The sequence below is a fragment of the Ruegeria sp. HKCCD7559 genome (assembly GCF_013110575.1).
In the GTDB taxonomy this organism is placed as follows: domain Bacteria; phylum Pseudomonadota; class Alphaproteobacteria; order Rhodobacterales; family Rhodobacteraceae; genus Ruegeria.
Window position 1 is genome coordinate 52,157 of sequence record NZ_WVQU01000007.1, and the last position, 16,611, is coordinate 68,767.

The following is a 16,611-nucleotide window of genomic DNA, read 5'->3' on the forward strand; positions in this document are numbered from 1 at the left end:
CTCGTGTCCTTGAACGGGCGCGAAGTCAGGACGGGGCTCGCATTTCCATCCGCGCGCCGGGAAAGGGCAACAGATGCTTTTCAAACCGGGTTTCACCAAAGCCAATGGCCGCGAACGGCAGGGGACCCGAACCTGAGGTGCCTTTTGGCAGCGGCCGGGCCGTCTGTCAATCAGGCGTCTGCCTGCGCCGCCTCATAGGCCAGCATGGCACGCTTGACAGGCAAGCCCCAGTGATAGCCCCCCAGACCACCTGATTTGCGCAATGCCCGATGGCAGGGGATCAACCAACTGACCGGGTTGCGGCCAACTGCCGTTCCCACGGCGCGAACGGCTTGCGGCGAGCCGACTCGCTGGGCGATCTCGGAATAGGTCGTGACCTGCCCGGACGGGATATGCATCAGCGCTTCCCACACCTTGATTTGCAAAGGTGATCCGATCAGGAAAAGCGGTGTCGGCTCCAACCGGTCGCTGGCAGCGCCAAAAGCACTCAGCGCCCAAGGACGCAGACGCATCGGATCTTCGACAAACGTCGCCTTGGGCCAGCGCGAGATCATGTCTTCCATCGCGGCCTCTTCGCCGGTCTCGGCGCCGAAGGCAATGCCGCAGATGCCCTTGTCGGTCCCCATGACCAGCGCAGGGCCAAAGGGGCATTCGAACCACCCCCAATAGATCGTCAGACCTTCGCCTTTGCGGGCATATTCGCCGGGGCTCATGGATTCCCACGTCAGGAACAGGTCATGCAGACGTCCGCTGCCGGACAGGCCCACATTGTGGGCCGTTTCCAATGTCGTAAACCGTTCACGCAACAATGCCTTCGCATGGCCCAGCTTCAGGTATTGTTGATACCGTTTCGGTGACACTCCGGTCCAACGCGAGAACAAACGCTGGAAATGGGCCGGGCTCATATCCATCTGGCGTGCCAGTTCATCAAGGCTCAGGCCTTCACCACCCTGATCGATCAACTCGATTGCCCGGCGCATGACGTTGTAATGATAACCGCTTTCTGGGGTCTGGACGTTCATGGTTCCACCTCATCATCTGACAAAACCATAGCGCGCTGGCCACGCTGTCGCGACCCGGAACTTGCGCATTGGCTTTGTGCTTGTGTCAGGGCGCGGTGGACGGCATTAAGGCCCGGATGGCAAAGCAACTCGACTATCATACGATCCGCGAGATTTTCACGCGCTTTCAAAAGGCCGACCCGGAACCCAAGGGCGAGCTGGAGCATGTGAACGTCTATACTCTGGTCGTCGCCGTGGCCCTTTCGGCGCAGGCCACGGATGCGGGTGTCAACAAAGCGACGCGCGACCTGTTCAAGATCGCCGACACGCCGCAAAAGATGCTGGATCTGGGCGAGGACGGCCTGATCGAGCACATCAAGACCATTGGCTTGTTCCGCCAGAAGGCCAAGAACGTCATCAAGCTCAGCCGTATCCTGGTTGACGAATATGGCGGCGAGGTTCCCAATTCCCGGGCTGCCCTGCAATCCCTTCCGGGTGTGGGCCGCAAGACGGCCAACGTGGTTTTGAACATGTGGTGGCGGCAACCGGCGCAGGCGGTGGACACCCATATCTTTCGCGTCGGCAACCGCACCGGTATTTGCCCCGGCAAGGATGTGGACACGGTCGAACGCGCCATCGAAGACAATATTCCCGCTGACTTTCAACTTCATGCGCATCACTGGCTGATCCTGCATGGCCGGTACCACTGCAAGGCGCGCAAGCCGCAATGCCCGACCTGCATCATCCGTGATCTCTGCCAATTCGAGGACAAAACCCTATGAAGACTTATCAACTGACCGGCATCGGAAATGCCGTTGTGGACGTGATTTCCCAGGCCGATGACAGCTTTCTGGAGCTGATGGGCATCGAAAAAGGCATCATGCAGTTGATCGAACAGGAACGCGGCGAGGTGCTGTACGCCTCGATGGAAAGCCGAGTTCAAACGCCGGGCGGCTCGGTGGCCAATACCATTGCGGGCGCAGGCGCGCTTGGGTTGGATGCAGCATTCATCGGCCGGGTACACGATGACGCTCTGGGCCGGTTCTATGCAGATGCGATGAATGAAGATGGCGTCGACTTCGTGAACCCGCCTGTTCCGGGTGGCGAATTGCCGACGTCACGCTCGATGATCTTTGTCTCGCCAGATGGTGAGCGGTCAATGAACACCTATCTGGGCATTTCCTCGGAACTGTCGTCTCAGGACGTTTCGGATGAGGTCGCTGGAAACAGCCAGATCATGTTCCTTGAGGGATATCTGTTCGACAAAGAGAAGGGCAAGGCGGCATTCCTTGAGGCCGCACGTGCCTGTCACAAGGGTGGCGGCAAGGCCGGAATTGCCATTTCCGACCCATTCTGTGTGGAACGGCATCGGGTGGATTTCCTGCTGCTGATTGAAAACGAGCTGGATTTCGTGATCGGCAACGAGGCCGAGATCAAATCCCTGTTCGAAACCGACGACCTGGAAGAGGCGCTGCGGCGCACGTCGGCGATCTGCCCGCTGGTGGTCTGCACCCGGTCGGGCGACGGGGTGACGGTTATGAACGGCGACGCTCGCATTGACGTACCGGTCGAGAAGGTCGTCCCCGTTGATGCAACAGGTGCGGGCGACCAGTTTGCCGCCGGGTTCCTGTTTGGCATGGCAACCGGCCGCGATTTCGAGACCTGCGCCCGTATTGGCAATGTCTGCGCCCGCGAGGTCATCAGCCATATCGGCCCGAGACCCGAGGCGGATATGCTGGAATTGCTGCGGGAGGAAGGGCTGCTTTGAGCCCAAAGCCGACAATCGGATCCCGTGGTAAAGACCAGTAAACGCATCATTCCCTGGCCGACAAGCACATCAACTTGCCGCAGCTTCTGAACTATTTCTTCCGGCTTATGTCTCTTGTTCGTCATTCTCGGTCCTCCGTTTCTCAAACATAACGGTGGCCCAAATCAAATGGGGCACTCCAGTTGGTTGCGCGTGTAATGGTTGACTGAACGCTCAAGTAGCGAATTCACTGCTTTCAAAGAAAACCGCCTGTTTGAAGGAGCGGTCTCTCGACAATGTTGGGCAAGGGCTGATTAGATGTCTACTTTGCCCAGCACAGGGCTTATGCGCAACTTTGGTCTTGTCTAGCTGACTGCCGGGGCCACCGTTCTTGGCGAAACGGTTGAGCAACTGCGAGATATTCTCATGCTCCGCCACCTCATGGCACCAAGCGTTCCAACTGCACCAATGAGCAACAGAATGCTTGTAGGTAGTGGCACTGGCGCAGGCGCAACCGTGCCGTAGTTGCTCAGCGCAAATGGACCCCTTCCGGACTTTGTGAAACTAACCGTATCAGAAGCAGAAGACAGGAAGAATGCGGTCGCTGTACCGTACTTAACAAAAAACAACCCTTTGGACACATTGAACGAGTAGTTTTCGCTGTTCCCGGTGCCACCAAGGCCACCTCCACCTAAATCAAATTTGACTACATCCGAGGAAACGCTCGAATACCCGATGTTGGTTAGATAGGATGCGATATTTGCTTCATTAGCGCTGCCGATAGACAGCCCGTGAGAAAACATCGAATCCAAACTTCCGTCTTCAAGAATTCCGACGCAGGAGTTACAATTCACGGAGAATGAAGCCGACGATTGATCGACAATGTTCACAGTCAGTGCATTTGATGCTGTGACTGAAAGCATCAACGACATAGTGGCCGCAAGGACCCTGGAAAAAGCACCAGCAAACAACTTCATGAATCACACCCCCCAAGACAACACCACTTTTGTAACACAAACTGTTCTGAAATAGAATTTTTTTAAGTCTGCGACCACGGGATTAAAACATTGACATAATTTGCATATTTTGTGGAAACGATTTGTTTCCAAATGGCGAGTAATATACTATCGAACTCGCTGTCATTTTTTGTTCCTCGCTACGAGAGATGCCGCTTCCCTGCCGCCATCTTGCGACAATCTTCCTTGCAATACTTGGCATTGATCCGCTTCTAATCCGGCATCAGATTAACCGTCATCTGACCAAATCGCTCAGATGACCGCACCGAGCCCAGCAGAGACATCTCCAAACCCTCGAGCTACAATCGTTCGCAATGGAAATAGAACGCCATACCGGAAAAGTATCTAGGATTGTCCGAAGCAGGATTGTTGTGCCGGCACAACTGTCGGCCAGTGAGCGTCGAACTCTGTCGCACAAACTGTATTCAGTACATCAAAAGATCTTTGCGGGTGTTTCCGCCGAAGAGTTTCATCAGCACGTGATAGAACCACCGGCAGAAACAACATCCATCCAGCTTTACTGCGCGGCAGACCAACGTGTTATTGGTTATTGTGCAGTTCACCGATATCGACGCCAAGTGCATGGGCGCAGCGCCATAGTACTGCGGGCAGAGGCTGGGTTGGAACCTGGGTTTCGCGGACGCGGCGCAACCTACGGCTTCGGGATCGTACGTGCTTTAAATGAAAAGCTCAGCCATCCATTCACCCCGGTGTACTATCTCGGCACACTCGTTCACACGTCGAGCTATCACCTGTTCTGCAAGTATTTTCGGCGAATTTTCCCGCACCCGGATATTAAACAGCCCGCTGATATTCAGGAAATCGCGCGCCAGCTCATAGAAAGTTTCTCTGATCCGGCAGTTCGTCCAGAAGACCCGTTTGTGCGCGACGTCGGCTGGGTCACTATCGAAACACCGCAAGAAAAACGTCTCAATGAACAGCTTGATACATCAGATGTGCAGTTCTTTAAGCGACGCAATCCAAGTTTCACAAAGGGTCATGGCCTTGTCGTTTTAGTTCCGATGACCTGGGTCAACCTTTTAGGAGCACTTCTTTCACGTTTTTACGAGCGCGCGCGCATCGCTTCCGGACTTCATAAACCCGACCTTTGATTGAACGGCGACTTTGTCCGCCTAGCGGATCAATCTGAAACGCAACCCAAGCGATCAGAATTCGCTTAGATAGTCGGAAAAAGCCTCGACCACGCGCTCATACACATCACGCTTGAAAGGCACGATTTCAGCGATCAGCCGGTCTGGCTCCTGCCATTTCCAGCAGGTGAACTCGGGGTGGTGGGTTGCGATGTCGATCTGATCGTCGGTTCCCAGATACCGCATCAGGAACCATTTCTGCTCCTGCCCGCGGAAGCGGCCCTTCCATATCTTGGGCACGATGTCATGCGGCAGGTCATAAGGCAGCCAGCCCTCGGTTTCCGCGATGATTTCAACCAGATTAGCCGTGACTCCGGTTTCCTCCAACAGCTCTCGCAAGGCCGCATCACGAGGGTCTTCGCCCTTGTCCACACCGCCCTGCGGCATTTGCCAGGCGTTCGCGTGGCGGTCGTTGCGCTGTCCGACAAAGATCTGGCCCTGATCGTTCATCAGCATCAGCCCGACGCAGGGGCGGTAGGGCAGTTTTGCAATATCTTCGGGGGTCATGCGCGGCCTCATCGGGTTGTTCCGCCCACCTCTAGCAACCACCGGCGCAACAGCAAAGAGGGTGACGTGGGGTTTCGCGTGACAAAGTTTACGCGAACGTCAATCTATCGCACAAATTCAGGAGGGAGAGTTTTGCCATGACTGTGTACCCAAACATGCTGGCACCACTGGATCTGGGCTTTACCACGTTGAAGAACCGGGTCCTGATGGGCTCGATGCATACCGGGTTGGAAGAAACCGGCGACTGGAACCGGGTGGCCGAGTTCTATGCCGCCCGCGCGCGCGGTGGCGTGGCGCTGATGGTCACGGGGGGAATCGGGCCGAACCTTGAAGGCTCGGTCCTGCCGGGGGCGGCGATGATGACCAGCGACAAGGACGTGGCCAATCATTCCGTCGTCACCGACCGTGTGCATCAGGCAGGTGGCAAGATCGCGATGCAGATCCTGCATGCGGGCCGCTATGCCTATGGGCCGAAATGCGTGGCGCCCAGCCCGGTGAAGTCTCCGATCTCGCCCTTCCCCCCCAACGAGTTGGACGAGGACGGCATCGAGAAACAGATCAGCGACATCGTCAACGCCGCCGTGCTGGCCCAAAAGGCGGGCTATGACGGGGTCGAGATCATGGGGTCCGAGGGTTATTTCATCAACCAGTTTCTGGTGACCCACACCAACAAGCGCACAGACCGTTGGGGCGGGTCCTATGAGAACCGCATGCGCTTGGCTATCGAGGTGGTTCGCCGCACCCGCGCGGCGGTGGGAACCGATTTCATCATCATCTACCGGCTGTCGATGATCGATCTGGTACCCAACGGCTCGACCCATGACGAGGTGGTGCAACTGGCGCAGGAGATCGAAAAGGCCGGGGCCACGATCATCAACACCGGCATTGGCTGGCACGAGGCGCGGATTCCGACCATCGCCACCAGCGTGCCGCGCGCGGCCTTTTCCTGGGTGACCAAGAAGCTGATGGGCAAGGTGGGGATTCCGGTCATCACCTCGAACCGGATCAACACGCCCGATGTGGCCGAGCAGGTGCTGGCCGAGGGCTGTGCCGATATGGTCTCTTTGGCGCGGCCGATGCTGGCGGATGCGGATTTCGTGGCCAAGGCGATGGCCGGCGAGTCGGCCAGGATCGCGCCCTGCATCGCCTGCAACCAGGCCTGCCTGGATCACACCTTCAGCGGCAAGCTGACATCCTGCCTTGTCAACCCGCGCGCCTGCCACGAGACCGAGCTGGTGATCGAAAAGGCCGCCACGCCCAAGCGCGTGGCCATCGTGGGCGCGGGTCCGGCGGGCCTGTCCACGGCGATGACGGCGGCGGAGCGCGGCCATAACGTGACCGTGTTTGACAAAGCCGACGAGATCGGCGGCCAGCTGAACATGGCCAAGCAGGTGCCGGGCAAGGAAGAGTTCTGGGGCTTGGTGGACTGGTACCGCACCATGCTGAACGATCTGGGCGTCAAGGTCGAACTAGGCCGCAAAGTCGGCGCCGACGATCTGGTCGGGTTCGACGAGGTCGTGATCGCCACGGGCGTCAACCCGCGCGACCCGCAGATCCCGGGCGAAGACAGCGACAATGTCGTGAACTATATCGACGTGCTGCGCGACAAGGCCCCGGTGGGCAAATCGGTGGCCGTGATCGGCGCCGGCGGCATCGGCTTCGACGTGTCGGAATACCTGTTGGAGGAAGGCCATTCGCCCACCACCGACCTGCCTTTGTGGATGAAGGAATGGGGCGTCGCCGACCCTGAACAGCACCGCGCAGGCCTGGCGCCCGAAGGCCCGCAACCCGAGGCGCCCAAGCGGCAGGTCACGCTGCTGCAGCGCAAGAAGCAGGCGCATGGCAAGGGGCTGGGCAAGACCACCGGCTGGATCCACCGCGCCACGCTGAAGATGAAGGATGTCAACTTCGTGGGCGGCGTGAACTATGAACGCATAGACGACGAGGGGCTGCATGTCTCGTTCGGAGAAGAGCGCGCCGATCCGACCGTCATCAAGGCGGATACGATCGTTCTGTGTGCAGGACAGGTGCCCGAGCGGTCGCTGGCCGACGCGCTGATCGAACGCGGGATCACCCCGCATGTGATCGGTGGGGCGGACGTGGCGGCCGAACTGGACGCCAAACGCGCGATCAATCAGGGCACACGCCTTGCCGCAGAGTTCTGAAGCCACTCGTTCAGAGTGTCTTCAGTCCGACAGCGCGAGCTTTGCACCCAATGCACCAAAAGCGGTTGCGAAACACCGCTTTATCCACGCCATCACAGCAGGGCGCCGGATCACATAGTCCCGCGCCAGTGCGGCGCATGCCCCATACCCGACAAAAACAATAAATGTCATGGCCATGAAGGCCAGCGCCAGTTTGGCCAGCTCCATTCCTGCATTTGCTGCATTCGCCGGCAGGAATTGAGGCAGAAAGGCCAGGAAGAATAGCGACAACTTTGGGTTCAAAACGTTGATCAGCGTTCCTGTCACGGCAATTCTAAAGTCGCTTTTTGCGGATTTCTCCGCCGCGACGTCCATGGCACCACCGTCCTTCAGGATTCCCCATGCCATGTAGAACAAGTACAAGACGCCAAGATATTTGATGAGTTGAAACGCGACGGCACTGGTGTGCAGCAAGGCTGCAAGTCCGATGATGCTGGCCAAGGCCGCAGGAACGATCCCAAGTGTGCATCCGAAGGCTGCGGCAAGACTTGCGCGAAACCCGCGCCCAAGACCGACAGCCAAAGTATAGATGACGCCGGTACCCGGCAGCAAAACAACAATCAATGATGTGACGAAGAATTCCAGCGACATTATTACCCCCTGCAAATGCAGGCAGATTCACTAAGTGCGCCGAAAATGTAAATGCCTTTCCATCACATGAACCGAACGGACGGTTTCAACGACCTGCGGCTATTCCACGGTGATCGTGATCACTTCGGATACAATCGGCGGGGAATGCGGCACATGCCCGGCATCGCCCAGAACCAATTGCAGGGTGTGTTGGCCCGGCGACAGATCCAATGCTACTTCGGTCTGACCGCCTCCGAAGTGCATGTGATTATCGTCGGCGGGCAGGCCATTGGCCAACTCATCCGCGCCATCCTCGCCTTCACCCAGCGGGGGACGGTCAAGCAGCAGGTGGTGGTGCCCGGTGTTTTCTTTGTCGGTTCCGGCGGGCGCGACGCCCATGCCGCTTAGGCCAAAGACAACCGTGACCGGTGATTGCACGGTATCGCCATCCGACAGGTTGACGAAATAGACTTTTGCATCAGGATTCGACGGGGTCTCTCCTCCGGCATGCGCAAAGCCCACAGAAAGGCAAAGCGCAGCAATGGCGAAAAAGGTTCTCATGATCTCCTCCCTGGTCACAAAAATGCCATTCTCAATGAGAGATCTTAGCGCGATTGCCTGAAAAACACAGCATCACAATGCCTGAGGTGAGTTTGGAAACCACTGTTTCTGCGTTTCTCATACGCAAACGATCCGATTCAAATCCCTGATATTATCCCATGTCTGCCCCGTTTCCGCCCAGATTCAGCGCCATAGTCAGGACGGAAATCAAGATCTGGGGAACGAGTATGGACCGACTGACCGAAATGGAAGCCTTCGCCAATGTGGTGGACCAGGGTGGCTTCACCGATGCGGCCAAAAAGATGGGCATCTCCAAATCAGCTGTGTCCAAACACGTATCGAGCCTTGAGGCGCGTCTGGGAGCGCGGCTGTTGAACCGCACCACGCGCCGGGTTTCACCAACGGAAATCGGGCTGGCCTATTATGACCGCGCGCGGCGCGTGTTGAATGATGCCGGAGAAGCGGATTCACTGGTCACGTCAATGCAATCGGCCCCGTCTGGTCTTTTGCGCATCAGCGTCGCCACGGATTTCGGCGTCAATCACCTGTCACCTGTTCTGTCCGAGTTCCTTGCAGCCTACCCCGACATCACCGTGAACATGGTTTTGAACAACCGCTATGTCGAGCTGATTTCCGAAGGATTTGACGTGGCCGTGCGCATTGGTGAGCTGGAAGACAGCACGTTGCGCGCCCGCAAACTGACCGAGACGGTCAAACGCATGGTCGCCGCGCCCAGTTATGTCGAAAGATTCGGCCGGCCGCAGAAGATCGATGATCTGAACGAACACAAGCTGCTGCATTATTCCAGCCAATCCTCGGGCAATGTCTGGAAACTGACCGCGCCGTCCGGCGAAAAACGTCAGGTTCGTACCGCCGGGTGGTTGAGTGTCAATGATGGCCAATCCCTGTTGAACGCAGCGGTTTCCGGCCTGGGTATCGCCTATCTACCCAGCTATCTTTACGCCGAAGCCCTGAAGGCCGGGCTGGTTGTCGATGCAATGCCGTCCCTGCCTGACGAAGTTCAAGGCGTTTACGCCGTCTACCCGCCGGGCCGCTTTACGCAACCCAAAGTGCGGGCCTTCATCGATTTCCTCGTTGATTCCTTCCATGGGAAGGGTCCGATGGACTGGTAATTTCTCCCTGAAGACCAACCTTTGGCCCGCGTATGAAAGTGCGGGCCTTTTTTTACGGGTCGATCACTGACAGTCCCATGGACCGGGCGGAAGTGCGCAAGCTGTCCGTCAGCACATTCTGACCCGGCGGTGGGGTCTCGGAACTGCGTGCCAAAAGAGCAATATCGCGATTTGCATTGGCGATGGACAGCGGTCGCAAGCGCACCTCGTCGCGGTAGATCCCCTGTCTGCGAGCATAAAGATCAGGCAGTACCGCAACACCAACACCCGAAGCCGCCATCAGAACAATGGAATCAAGCGTCGTGCCTTCATACTCATCCGAAACAACCCCACCGCATTCCGCCGCCAATGCATAGACGATGCGCGACAGGCGGTGGCTTTGATCCAGGGTGAGGAAGATCCGGTTCTGAAGATCGGTGGCACTGACACCCTGCAAGTCCCGCGCCAGAACGTCATCAACGGCAACCGCGACCCAAAGAGGTTCGTTGAACAACCGGTGTTGCACGGTATTCGGATGGTCTTCGGGCGTGGACAATATCAGATCAAAGCGACCGGATTTCAGACCCTGTTCCAGATCCAGTGTGTTTTCCTCGCGAACCGCAATACGCAATCCGGGGCGAATCCGGTGCACCTGTTTGATGGCTTGCGGCAACAGATAAGGCCCGATCGAAGGCAAAACCCCCAGTCGCAATCGTCCTCCGACGGGCATATCGTTCGACATGGCGTGGCGAAGGTCCTTGACCTCTGCCAGGATCTTCTGTGCGCGCAAGATGAATTCTTCTCCTTTCGCCGTCACCTGGATACCACCCCGGTTACGCTCAAAGATCCGAACGCCAAGCTCTTGTTCTACAGTCGCAATTTGCGTCGACAGGCTGGGCTGGCTGACATTCAGCACCTCGGCAGCCAAACTGAATCGCCCAAGGCGACTGACCGTAACGATGTATTCCAACTGTCGCAATGTGGGACGCATTTCATAGCCTGAAACTATATATAACTTAGAAAGATAGTATTTGGCGAAATCAGTTTTGCAAGGCACCTAACCCGAAAACGAGGGATCAGGAGTCAATTATGCCCGGAGTGATCGAGACGCTTTCCAGCAACCTGCTTGTGCCGACCATACTGTTTTTTGCCCTTGGGCTTCTGGCTGCCTTTGTACGCAGTGACCTGTCCATTCCGGCGGGCGCGGCCAAGTTCATGTCGCTTTACCTGCTGCTGGCCATCGGGTTCAAAGGCGGTGCCAGTCTGGCCGCGCATGGCATTCACCTGCAACTGTTCCTGACGCTGCTGGGCGGTGTCGCCTTGTCCTTTACCATCCCCTTCGTGGCCTTTGGCCTGCTCAGGGTGATGACACGGCTGGATGCGCTGAACGCGGCGGCGGTGGCAGGGCACTATGGTTCGATCTCGATCGTCACCTTTGTTACGGCCACCAGCCTGCTGGATCTGGTGGGGCTGACCCATGACGGATTCATGGTGGCCGTTGCGGCTGCGATGGAGGTGCCCGCAATCCTGTCGGCGCTTTGGTTGGCGCACAAGACCGGAAGCAATGGCGTCAAGGATGACAAGCTGTGGCGCGATCTGCTGGCCAACGGCTCGATCGTGCTGCTTACCGGTGCCTTCCTGATCGGAGCCATCACCGGTGGTGAAGGCATGCAGATGATCGCGCCCTTCATCGTGACTCCTTTCACCGGAATTCTGTGCCTGTTTCTGCTGGATATGGGCCTGTCGGCAGGGCGCAGCCTGATCAGCAACCGAGACAAGCTGTCGGTTGGCCTGTTCGCCTTTGGTGTCTTGATGCCCCTGATCGGCGCATTTATGGCCTGGGCGGTAGGTGCCGTGATCGGCTTGCCACAGGGCAGCTTGTTCTTGTTCATGGTGCTGTCAGCCTCGGCTTCGTATATCGCGGTTCCCGCCGCGATGAAGATCGCCCTTCCAAAGGCCGAGGCCGGGATCTATCTGACCTTGTCGCTGGGGGTGTCGTTTCCGTTCAACATCACCGTCGGATTGCCGCTGTACCTGTGGTGGGTCAGTTGACCAGCAATACGGCTTCGACCCGACGGTTGAGATCGCGCCCTTCCGGAGTTGCATTCGATGTGAGCGGAGACAGATAGCCAACACCCTGCGCTTCGATCCGGTCGGGTGCCACGCCATGCGCATCGATCAGGCGGGTCCGCACCGCCTCGGCCCGGCTTTTGCTAACCGCAATATTTGCCTGTAAGGCACCGGTATCGTCAGTGTGCCCTACCAACGCCAGGCGTGTGTTCGGGTTGTCGGTCAAGTATCCGGCCAGCAAGGTCAGCGAGTCAAACGGCCCTTCGCCCAGGGCAACCTCGCCCGTCGGAAAATGCAGGTCATCCAAGATCACGTGGCCCGTTGTCGCCAAGGCCTCCAACACCCCGACCGAGCCTTCCACGGCTTGCTCTACCACCACAGGGTCCGGGTCCGGCGCGTCCTGGGGTGTGACCCGGATCATCTGCACATAGCCATCCGGCGGGTTGCGGCTGACCAGCAGGCTAAGGGCAACCGGCCCCTTGGTGGCCGACAAAAAACGGTAATCCTGAATGGCGACATACATGTCCGGGGTTGGCACGACCTCGGTGCCAAAGCGGAAGTCGAAACCACCGCAAACCCGCGCGTCGCATTCGAACAGGATCTTGTAGCCCTGCGCCTCGATCTGGTCCCGCAACGGTGCCAGCAGCTGCAATGTCGTGCTCGACCCCGCCTGAAGCCGCCACGTATAGCGTTCCACGCGCCCTTCGCGCGTTTCTGCGGGAACCGAGCCATTTGCATAAGGCCCCGTCGGCAGGTCATAGCTGTCCAGTGGCGATGTTCGGTCGCTGATCTGTCGGGCACTGGCCGGCAGGGTCAGGTCCTGCGCGGCAACAGGTCCTGTCATCAGCAGGGCAACAAAGGCGGCGGCGCGGATCATCGAAACTGTGCGTGATATTCTTCGTTGGGCACCATCGCAGTCGCGCTGGCCACCCGGTTTGACATGTTGAAAAACCCGGCGACATTGGCGATGTCCCAGATGTCGCGGTCGGAAAAGCCTGCATCGCGCAGGCGCTGGCGGTCGGGCTCTTCGATCTCGGCGCTGGCGGTGGTCATCTTTGCGGCAAAGTCCAGCATCGCCCGTTGACGCGGCTCCAGCGGGGCGACGCGATAGTTCATCACCAGCATTTCGCCCAGTTGTGGATTGCCCGAAAGCTGACGCACCGCCGCCCCATGGGCGACCAGACAGTAGAAGCATTTGTTGATCGAAGAGACGACGACCGCGATCATCTCGCGTTCCAGTTTGGTCAGCCCGCTGTCAGCCAGCATCAGGTCGTTGTACATCGCGGTGAAGGCGTTCAGCTTGTCGATGTCGAATGCGTTGGCTTTCAGCACATTCGGCACCATGCCCAGTTTTTCGACACAGATATCAAAGTATTTCTGCGTTTCCGGCGGCAGCGGATCGACCATGGGCAGGTTCAGCGCGGTAGGCATGTCTTTTTGTATCACGGCGGCCTCTTCGGTTCAGACAAGATGACGGTAATGGTATTCGCCCGCGATCTCCATCCCGAGGGCACGATAAAGACCGTTGGCGCCCTCATTGGCCTTGGTGCAGATCACGCTGAGGTTCTGCGCACCGTGATCACGCGCCCAGAATGCCGCCGCGCGCATGGTCCAGTGGCCCAGCCCCTGACGACGGTGTTCGGGCAACACTTCCAGCGCGTGGACCATCGCAGTGTCTGCATGCATCGCCACAAAAGCCACGCCGCTGGGTTTGTCGTTGTGACGCAGCAAAAATCCTGTCTTGGGTCCCTTGGCACGTTCCATCACCGCGATCCGCTCGGGTCCGATCCCGCCCGAGGCCCAGATTTCGCGCATGATCTCAAGCGGTTCCCAGATCGAAAACACCATGACCGGTGGGATCGGCTGATCGATCAGCCGAGAGATGGGGCAGACATATATGTTGACCGGGTCAAGAATGTCGTATCCCCGCTGGGCCAGCATTGCATCCAGGGCTTCATCCCCGGGCCGCAGGCAGAAGATGCGTTTTTGCCCCATGGACAACATCGCGGCCTCGGCGGCGTCGATGTCGTCTTCATTGGCCGGGCCCAATGCACTGGCCGCTGATACGCGCGACCCTCCGCCCTGCCCCTCACGCAGCAGAAACGGGCCAAGCCGCTGATAGCGTGCGGCGGGCCATGTTCCGTCGACTATTTCCGCCCAGCTATTGCTCAAAGCTCAAGCTCTTTCGCCAGGCGGGTGGTGGCCGCGTCGATCCGGCCCCCGTCGGTGCCGCGCACAACCACATTGGCCCCGAAGGCACCGTTGATCTGAAACGGGTAGCACCCGATGGACAGGTCGCTGAAATCTTCGGCCAAGGCCGCCAGGGTTGCGGCGATATCACCTTCTCCGCGGTCCACACGCAGAGTTTGCGACAGCAAAGGGCGGCCTCCGGTCAATGTTGGCAAAACGCTCGCCACCATCGCCTGAAAAACCGACGGCACACCCGCCATGACATGCACATTCGCAAGCGTGAACCCGGGCGCCGTCGAAACCGGATTTTCGATCAGCGTCGCACCGTCCGGAATACGCGCCATGCGCAGGCGGGCGGCATTCAGTTCCAGCCCGGATTTGTCGTAATGAGCCTGCAACAGCGCGCGCGCGTCATCGCGCACATCAATGGGTGTGTCAAAAGCGCGGGCAATGCAATCGGCCGTGATATCGTCATGGGTCGGGCCGATGCCGCCGCTGGTGAAGACATTGTCATAAGCGTCGGACAGCGCTTTGACGGCCGCTTCAATGGCAGGGGCGTCATCGCTGACAATGCGGACCTCTTTCAGGTCGATGCCGTGTTTGGTCAGTTCCTGCGCCAGAAAATGCATATTCGCATCGCGGGTGCGACCCGACAGGATTTCATCCCCGATCACCAGCATCGCTGCGGTTGGATTGCCCATGGCGCTGTCCCCTCTTGATCGTTCTCAGGGGCAGGTATAGGCCCTGAACCATGCGATTTGAAACCCCTCTTGTCCCCGCCCGGCTGATCCGCCGCTACAAACGCTTTCTGGCTGATTGCAGGCTTGAGGACGGGAGTGAGGTAACGGCCCATTGCGCCAATCCGGGATCGATGATGGGGCTGGCCGAGCCGGGTGAGAAAATCTGGCTGGAACCCAACGACGATCCGAAGAAAAAGCTGAAATTCGGATGGCGGCTGGTGGACCACGAGAACGGGCATTTTACCGGGGTCGATACCTCGGTCCCGAACCGGGCGCTGCGGGCTGCTTTGGAAGCCGGTGAGATTCCCGAACTGGCCACCTATGACACCATCCGGCCCGAGGTGAAATACGGCGACAACAGCCGCATCGATTTCCTGCTGACGGAGCCGGGCCTGCCGGATGCCTATGTCGAGGTGAAAAGCGTGACACTGTCACGCCAGCCCGGACTGGCCGAGTTTCCCGACAGCGTCACAGCCCGTGGCACCAAGCATCTGGGCGAGTTGGCCGCCATGGCCGCGCAAGGGCACCGGGCGATCATGCTGTATTTGGTTCAGCGAACCGATTGCGACCGGTTTGCTTTGGCGGCCGATATTGATCCAGCCTATGCGGCGGCATTTGAGGCGGCGCAGGCGCAGGGGGTCGAGCGGTTAGTGTATGGGACGAAGATTTCACCAGAGGGGATCGCAGTCTTACCCAAACCGATCTAAAGGCTATTCAGCGGCGCGTACTAGAATCAAGAAAGCCTGGCATCTCGGGTCAAACCTAAAGCTCACTATAAATATTCTTAAAATACTATTTGTTGATTCATATCAATGTTAATCAGCATAAAAAAAGCTTTGCTATTCAGCACGACAATTTCGGGGGGAGATTTGTCATGCGATACAAAACCATTGGTATGACCGTTCTGTGCGCCGTACTCCTGTACACGGCCTCTTGCTCGGGCATGAGTTACGCGATGAAGACATATGGCGACGTCGACCCAGTAAACTTCGAAGCCTATGGCAGAACCTGGCGCGTCTTCGACAAGCCTGAAAGCGGCTTGATTATGCTGACACCTAGCCTGGGAGATGCCGCCTTGGCCGGTGCAGCAGAAGGGGCAACATTCGGCTTGGCTGGCAGTATGGACCCCACGCAGTTGGTCTTTCAATCGGCGGCGACAGAATACCTGAAGTCAACCGGCAGAACATGTGACATCCGTTCTGCCAGACTGGTCCTCGACCCTCAGTGGGAGTTCACCTATACCTGTTGAGTCTCCGCGAAACTGTCGCCTTATGTCAGAATCCACGGAGTCCAGCATGCCAAAATTTCTAATCACATTGGCCGCCATTCTCGCCGCCACAGCATGTGCGGAACAACCAAGTTCGATCGCACCGGTTCCAATCGGGGATGTCTATAGCAACGTATCCTGCGCAAAGGCACGACAACTCTACCAACAAGAGGTCGCCAGAGTGCCCGCCTTGATTTCCGCCCAGAAACAAGCAGTTGCCGGTGACGCTGTCGGCGTGCTGTTGATTGGAGTTCCTGTATCCAGTTTATCAGGGGATGATCTGGAGGGCGAAATAGCCGCGACCAAAGGCAAATTGATCGCCCTGTCCGCTCGTTTGGAAGTTTGCGGTACTCCGCCCCCCAGAATAGCCTGGGATTGAGCCTGTTTCGGCATAGGGTCGTAGTGCCAGCATGAGAGAGCGGCTGTTGAAAGTCATGAACCGTCGAACTACTTCGCTGAGTGAGTGTGACCCCGC

Annotated in this window: 19 protein-coding genes; 9 read left to right on the forward strand and 10 right to left on the reverse strand. The window is 58.0% G+C overall.

The window, feature by feature from the left end:
• Positions 1 to 170: 170 nt before the first annotated feature.
• The gene (locus GS605_RS16510; protein WP_171724687.1) at positions 171 to 1,022 is read right to left on the reverse strand and encodes a bifunctional helix-turn-helix domain-containing protein/methylated-DNA--[protein]-cysteine S-methyltransferase; all 852 of its coding nucleotides are present in this window, start codon (positions 1,020 to 1,022) and stop codon (positions 171 to 173) included.
• Between the two features lie 116 nt (positions 1,023 to 1,138).
• On the opposite strand from GS605_RS16510, the gene nth reads away from it, so the two are divergent.
• Both nth and GS605_RS16520 read left to right on the forward strand, forming a co-directional pair.
• Positions 1,139 to 1,783, forward strand: coding sequence for an endonuclease III (gene nth, locus GS605_RS16515; protein WP_171637323.1), 645 nt, complete (start codon positions 1,139 to 1,141; stop codon positions 1,781 to 1,783).
• Positions 1,780 to 2,769, forward strand: a complete 990-nt coding sequence (locus tag GS605_RS16520; RefSeq protein ID WP_171724688.1) for an adenosine kinase — start codon at positions 1,780 to 1,782, stop codon at positions 2,767 to 2,769. The genes nth and GS605_RS16520 overlap by 4 nt, the downstream gene beginning before the upstream one ends.
• A gap of 344 nt (positions 2,770 to 3,113) precedes the next feature.
• Here GS605_RS16520 and GS605_RS16525 read toward each other — a convergent pair whose 3' ends face one another.
• Positions 3,114 to 3,725, reverse strand: a complete 612-nt coding sequence (locus GS605_RS16525) for a VPLPA-CTERM sorting domain-containing protein (protein WP_171724689.1) — start codon at positions 3,723 to 3,725, stop codon at positions 3,114 to 3,116.
• Between the two features lie 410 nt (positions 3,726 to 4,135).
• Here GS605_RS16525 and GS605_RS16530 point away from each other — a divergent pair, with 410 nt between their 5' ends.
• On the forward strand, positions 4,136 to 4,876 hold the full coding sequence (locus GS605_RS16530; protein ID WP_371807774.1) for a hypothetical protein: 741 nt from the start codon (positions 4,136 to 4,138) through the stop codon (positions 4,874 to 4,876).
• A gap of 54 nt (positions 4,877 to 4,930) precedes the next feature.
• Here GS605_RS16530 and GS605_RS16535 read toward each other — a convergent pair whose 3' ends face one another.
• Positions 4,931 to 5,422, reverse strand: a complete 492-nt coding sequence (locus tag GS605_RS16535) for an RNA pyrophosphohydrolase (protein WP_171724691.1) — start codon at positions 5,420 to 5,422, stop codon at positions 4,931 to 4,933.
• Between the two features lie 137 nt (positions 5,423 to 5,559).
• On the opposite strand from GS605_RS16535, the gene GS605_RS16540 reads away from it, so the two are divergent.
• Positions 5,560 to 7,587, forward strand: a complete 2,028-nt coding sequence (locus tag GS605_RS16540; RefSeq protein ID WP_171724692.1) for an NADPH-dependent 2,4-dienoyl-CoA reductase — start codon at positions 5,560 to 5,562, stop codon at positions 7,585 to 7,587.
• A gap of 21 nt (positions 7,588 to 7,608) precedes the next feature.
• Here the strand turns inward: GS605_RS16540 and GS605_RS16545 are convergent, their stop codons facing one another.
• Both GS605_RS16545 and GS605_RS16550 read right to left on the reverse strand, forming a co-directional pair.
• Positions 7,609 to 8,217 carry a LysE family translocator gene (locus tag GS605_RS16545; protein WP_171637328.1) on the reverse strand — a complete coding sequence of 203 codons (609 nt, stop codon included), beginning with the start codon at positions 8,215 to 8,217 and terminating at the stop codon, positions 7,609 to 7,611.
• Between the two features lie 99 nt (positions 8,218 to 8,316).
• Positions 8,317 to 8,757, reverse strand: coding sequence for a DUF4399 domain-containing protein (locus tag GS605_RS16550; protein WP_171724693.1), 441 nt, complete (start codon positions 8,755 to 8,757; stop codon positions 8,317 to 8,319).
• 227 nt (positions 8,758 to 8,984) lie between these two features.
• On the opposite strand from GS605_RS16550, the gene GS605_RS16555 reads away from it, so the two are divergent.
• Positions 8,985 to 9,890, forward strand: a complete 906-nt coding sequence (locus GS605_RS16555) for a LysR family transcriptional regulator (protein ID WP_152459401.1) — start codon at positions 8,985 to 8,987, stop codon at positions 9,888 to 9,890.
• A 52-nt stretch (positions 9,891 to 9,942) separates the two neighbouring features.
• Here GS605_RS16555 and GS605_RS16560 read toward each other — a convergent pair whose 3' ends face one another.
• Complete coding sequence (locus tag GS605_RS16560) at positions 9,943 to 10,860, reverse strand: hydrogen peroxide-inducible genes activator (protein WP_171172024.1); 918 nt, start codon at positions 10,858 to 10,860, stop codon at positions 9,943 to 9,945.
• Positions 10,861 to 10,958: 98 nt separating this feature from the next.
• Here GS605_RS16560 and GS605_RS16565 point away from each other — a divergent pair, with 98 nt between their 5' ends.
• The gene (locus GS605_RS16565) at positions 10,959 to 11,921 is read left to right on the forward strand and encodes a sodium-dependent bicarbonate transport family permease (protein WP_171637331.1); all 963 of its coding nucleotides are present in this window, start codon (positions 10,959 to 10,961) and stop codon (positions 11,919 to 11,921) included.
• Here the strand turns inward: GS605_RS16565 and GS605_RS16570 are convergent.
• From GS605_RS16570 to GS605_RS16585, 4 genes are read right to left on the reverse strand one after another with little or no spacing between them, the layout of a single operon-like run.
• Complete coding sequence (locus tag GS605_RS16570; protein WP_171724694.1) at positions 11,914 to 12,816, reverse strand: OmpA family protein; 903 nt, start codon at positions 12,814 to 12,816, stop codon at positions 11,914 to 11,916. The two genes, GS605_RS16565 and GS605_RS16570, sit on opposite strands and share 8 nt — an antisense overlap.
• A complete protein-coding gene (locus GS605_RS16575; protein ID WP_152459932.1) occupies positions 12,813 to 13,370 on the reverse strand; it encodes a peroxidase-related enzyme in 558 nt (185 codons plus the stop codon). The genes GS605_RS16570 and GS605_RS16575 overlap by 4 nt, the downstream gene beginning before the upstream one ends.
• A gap of 30 nt (positions 13,371 to 13,400) precedes the next feature.
• On the reverse strand, positions 13,401 to 14,111 hold the full coding sequence (locus GS605_RS16580; RefSeq protein WP_171724695.1) for a GNAT family N-acetyltransferase: 711 nt from the start codon (positions 14,109 to 14,111) through the stop codon (positions 13,401 to 13,403).
• Positions 14,108 to 14,830 (reverse strand): molybdopterin-binding protein, encoded by a 723-nt coding sequence (locus GS605_RS16585; RefSeq protein WP_171724696.1) that lies wholly within the window; start codon positions 14,828 to 14,830, stop codon positions 14,108 to 14,110. Before GS605_RS16585 ends, GS605_RS16580 begins: the two co-directional genes overlap by 4 nt.
• A 50-nt stretch (positions 14,831 to 14,880) precedes the next feature.
• Between GS605_RS16585 and sfsA the strand changes: the two genes are divergently transcribed.
• The 3 genes from sfsA (at position 14,881) to GS605_RS16600 (ending at position 16,515) form a co-directional block, all read left to right on the forward strand.
• Positions 14,881 to 15,576 (forward strand): DNA/RNA nuclease SfsA, encoded by a 696-nt coding sequence (sfsA, locus tag GS605_RS16590; RefSeq protein WP_171724697.1) that lies wholly within the window; start codon positions 14,881 to 14,883, stop codon positions 15,574 to 15,576.
• 167 nt (positions 15,577 to 15,743) lie between these two features.
• Positions 15,744 to 16,118 carry a hypothetical protein gene (locus GS605_RS16595; protein ID WP_117871748.1) on the forward strand — a complete coding sequence of 125 codons (375 nt, stop codon included), beginning with the start codon at positions 15,744 to 15,746 and terminating at the stop codon, positions 16,116 to 16,118.
• Positions 16,119 to 16,164: 46 nt separating this feature from the next.
• Positions 16,165 to 16,515: a hypothetical protein gene (locus GS605_RS16600; RefSeq protein ID WP_117871746.1), complete on the forward strand. Its 351-nt coding sequence runs from the start codon at positions 16,165 to 16,167 to the stop codon at positions 16,513 to 16,515.
• Positions 16,516 to 16,611: the final 96 nt, after the last annotated feature.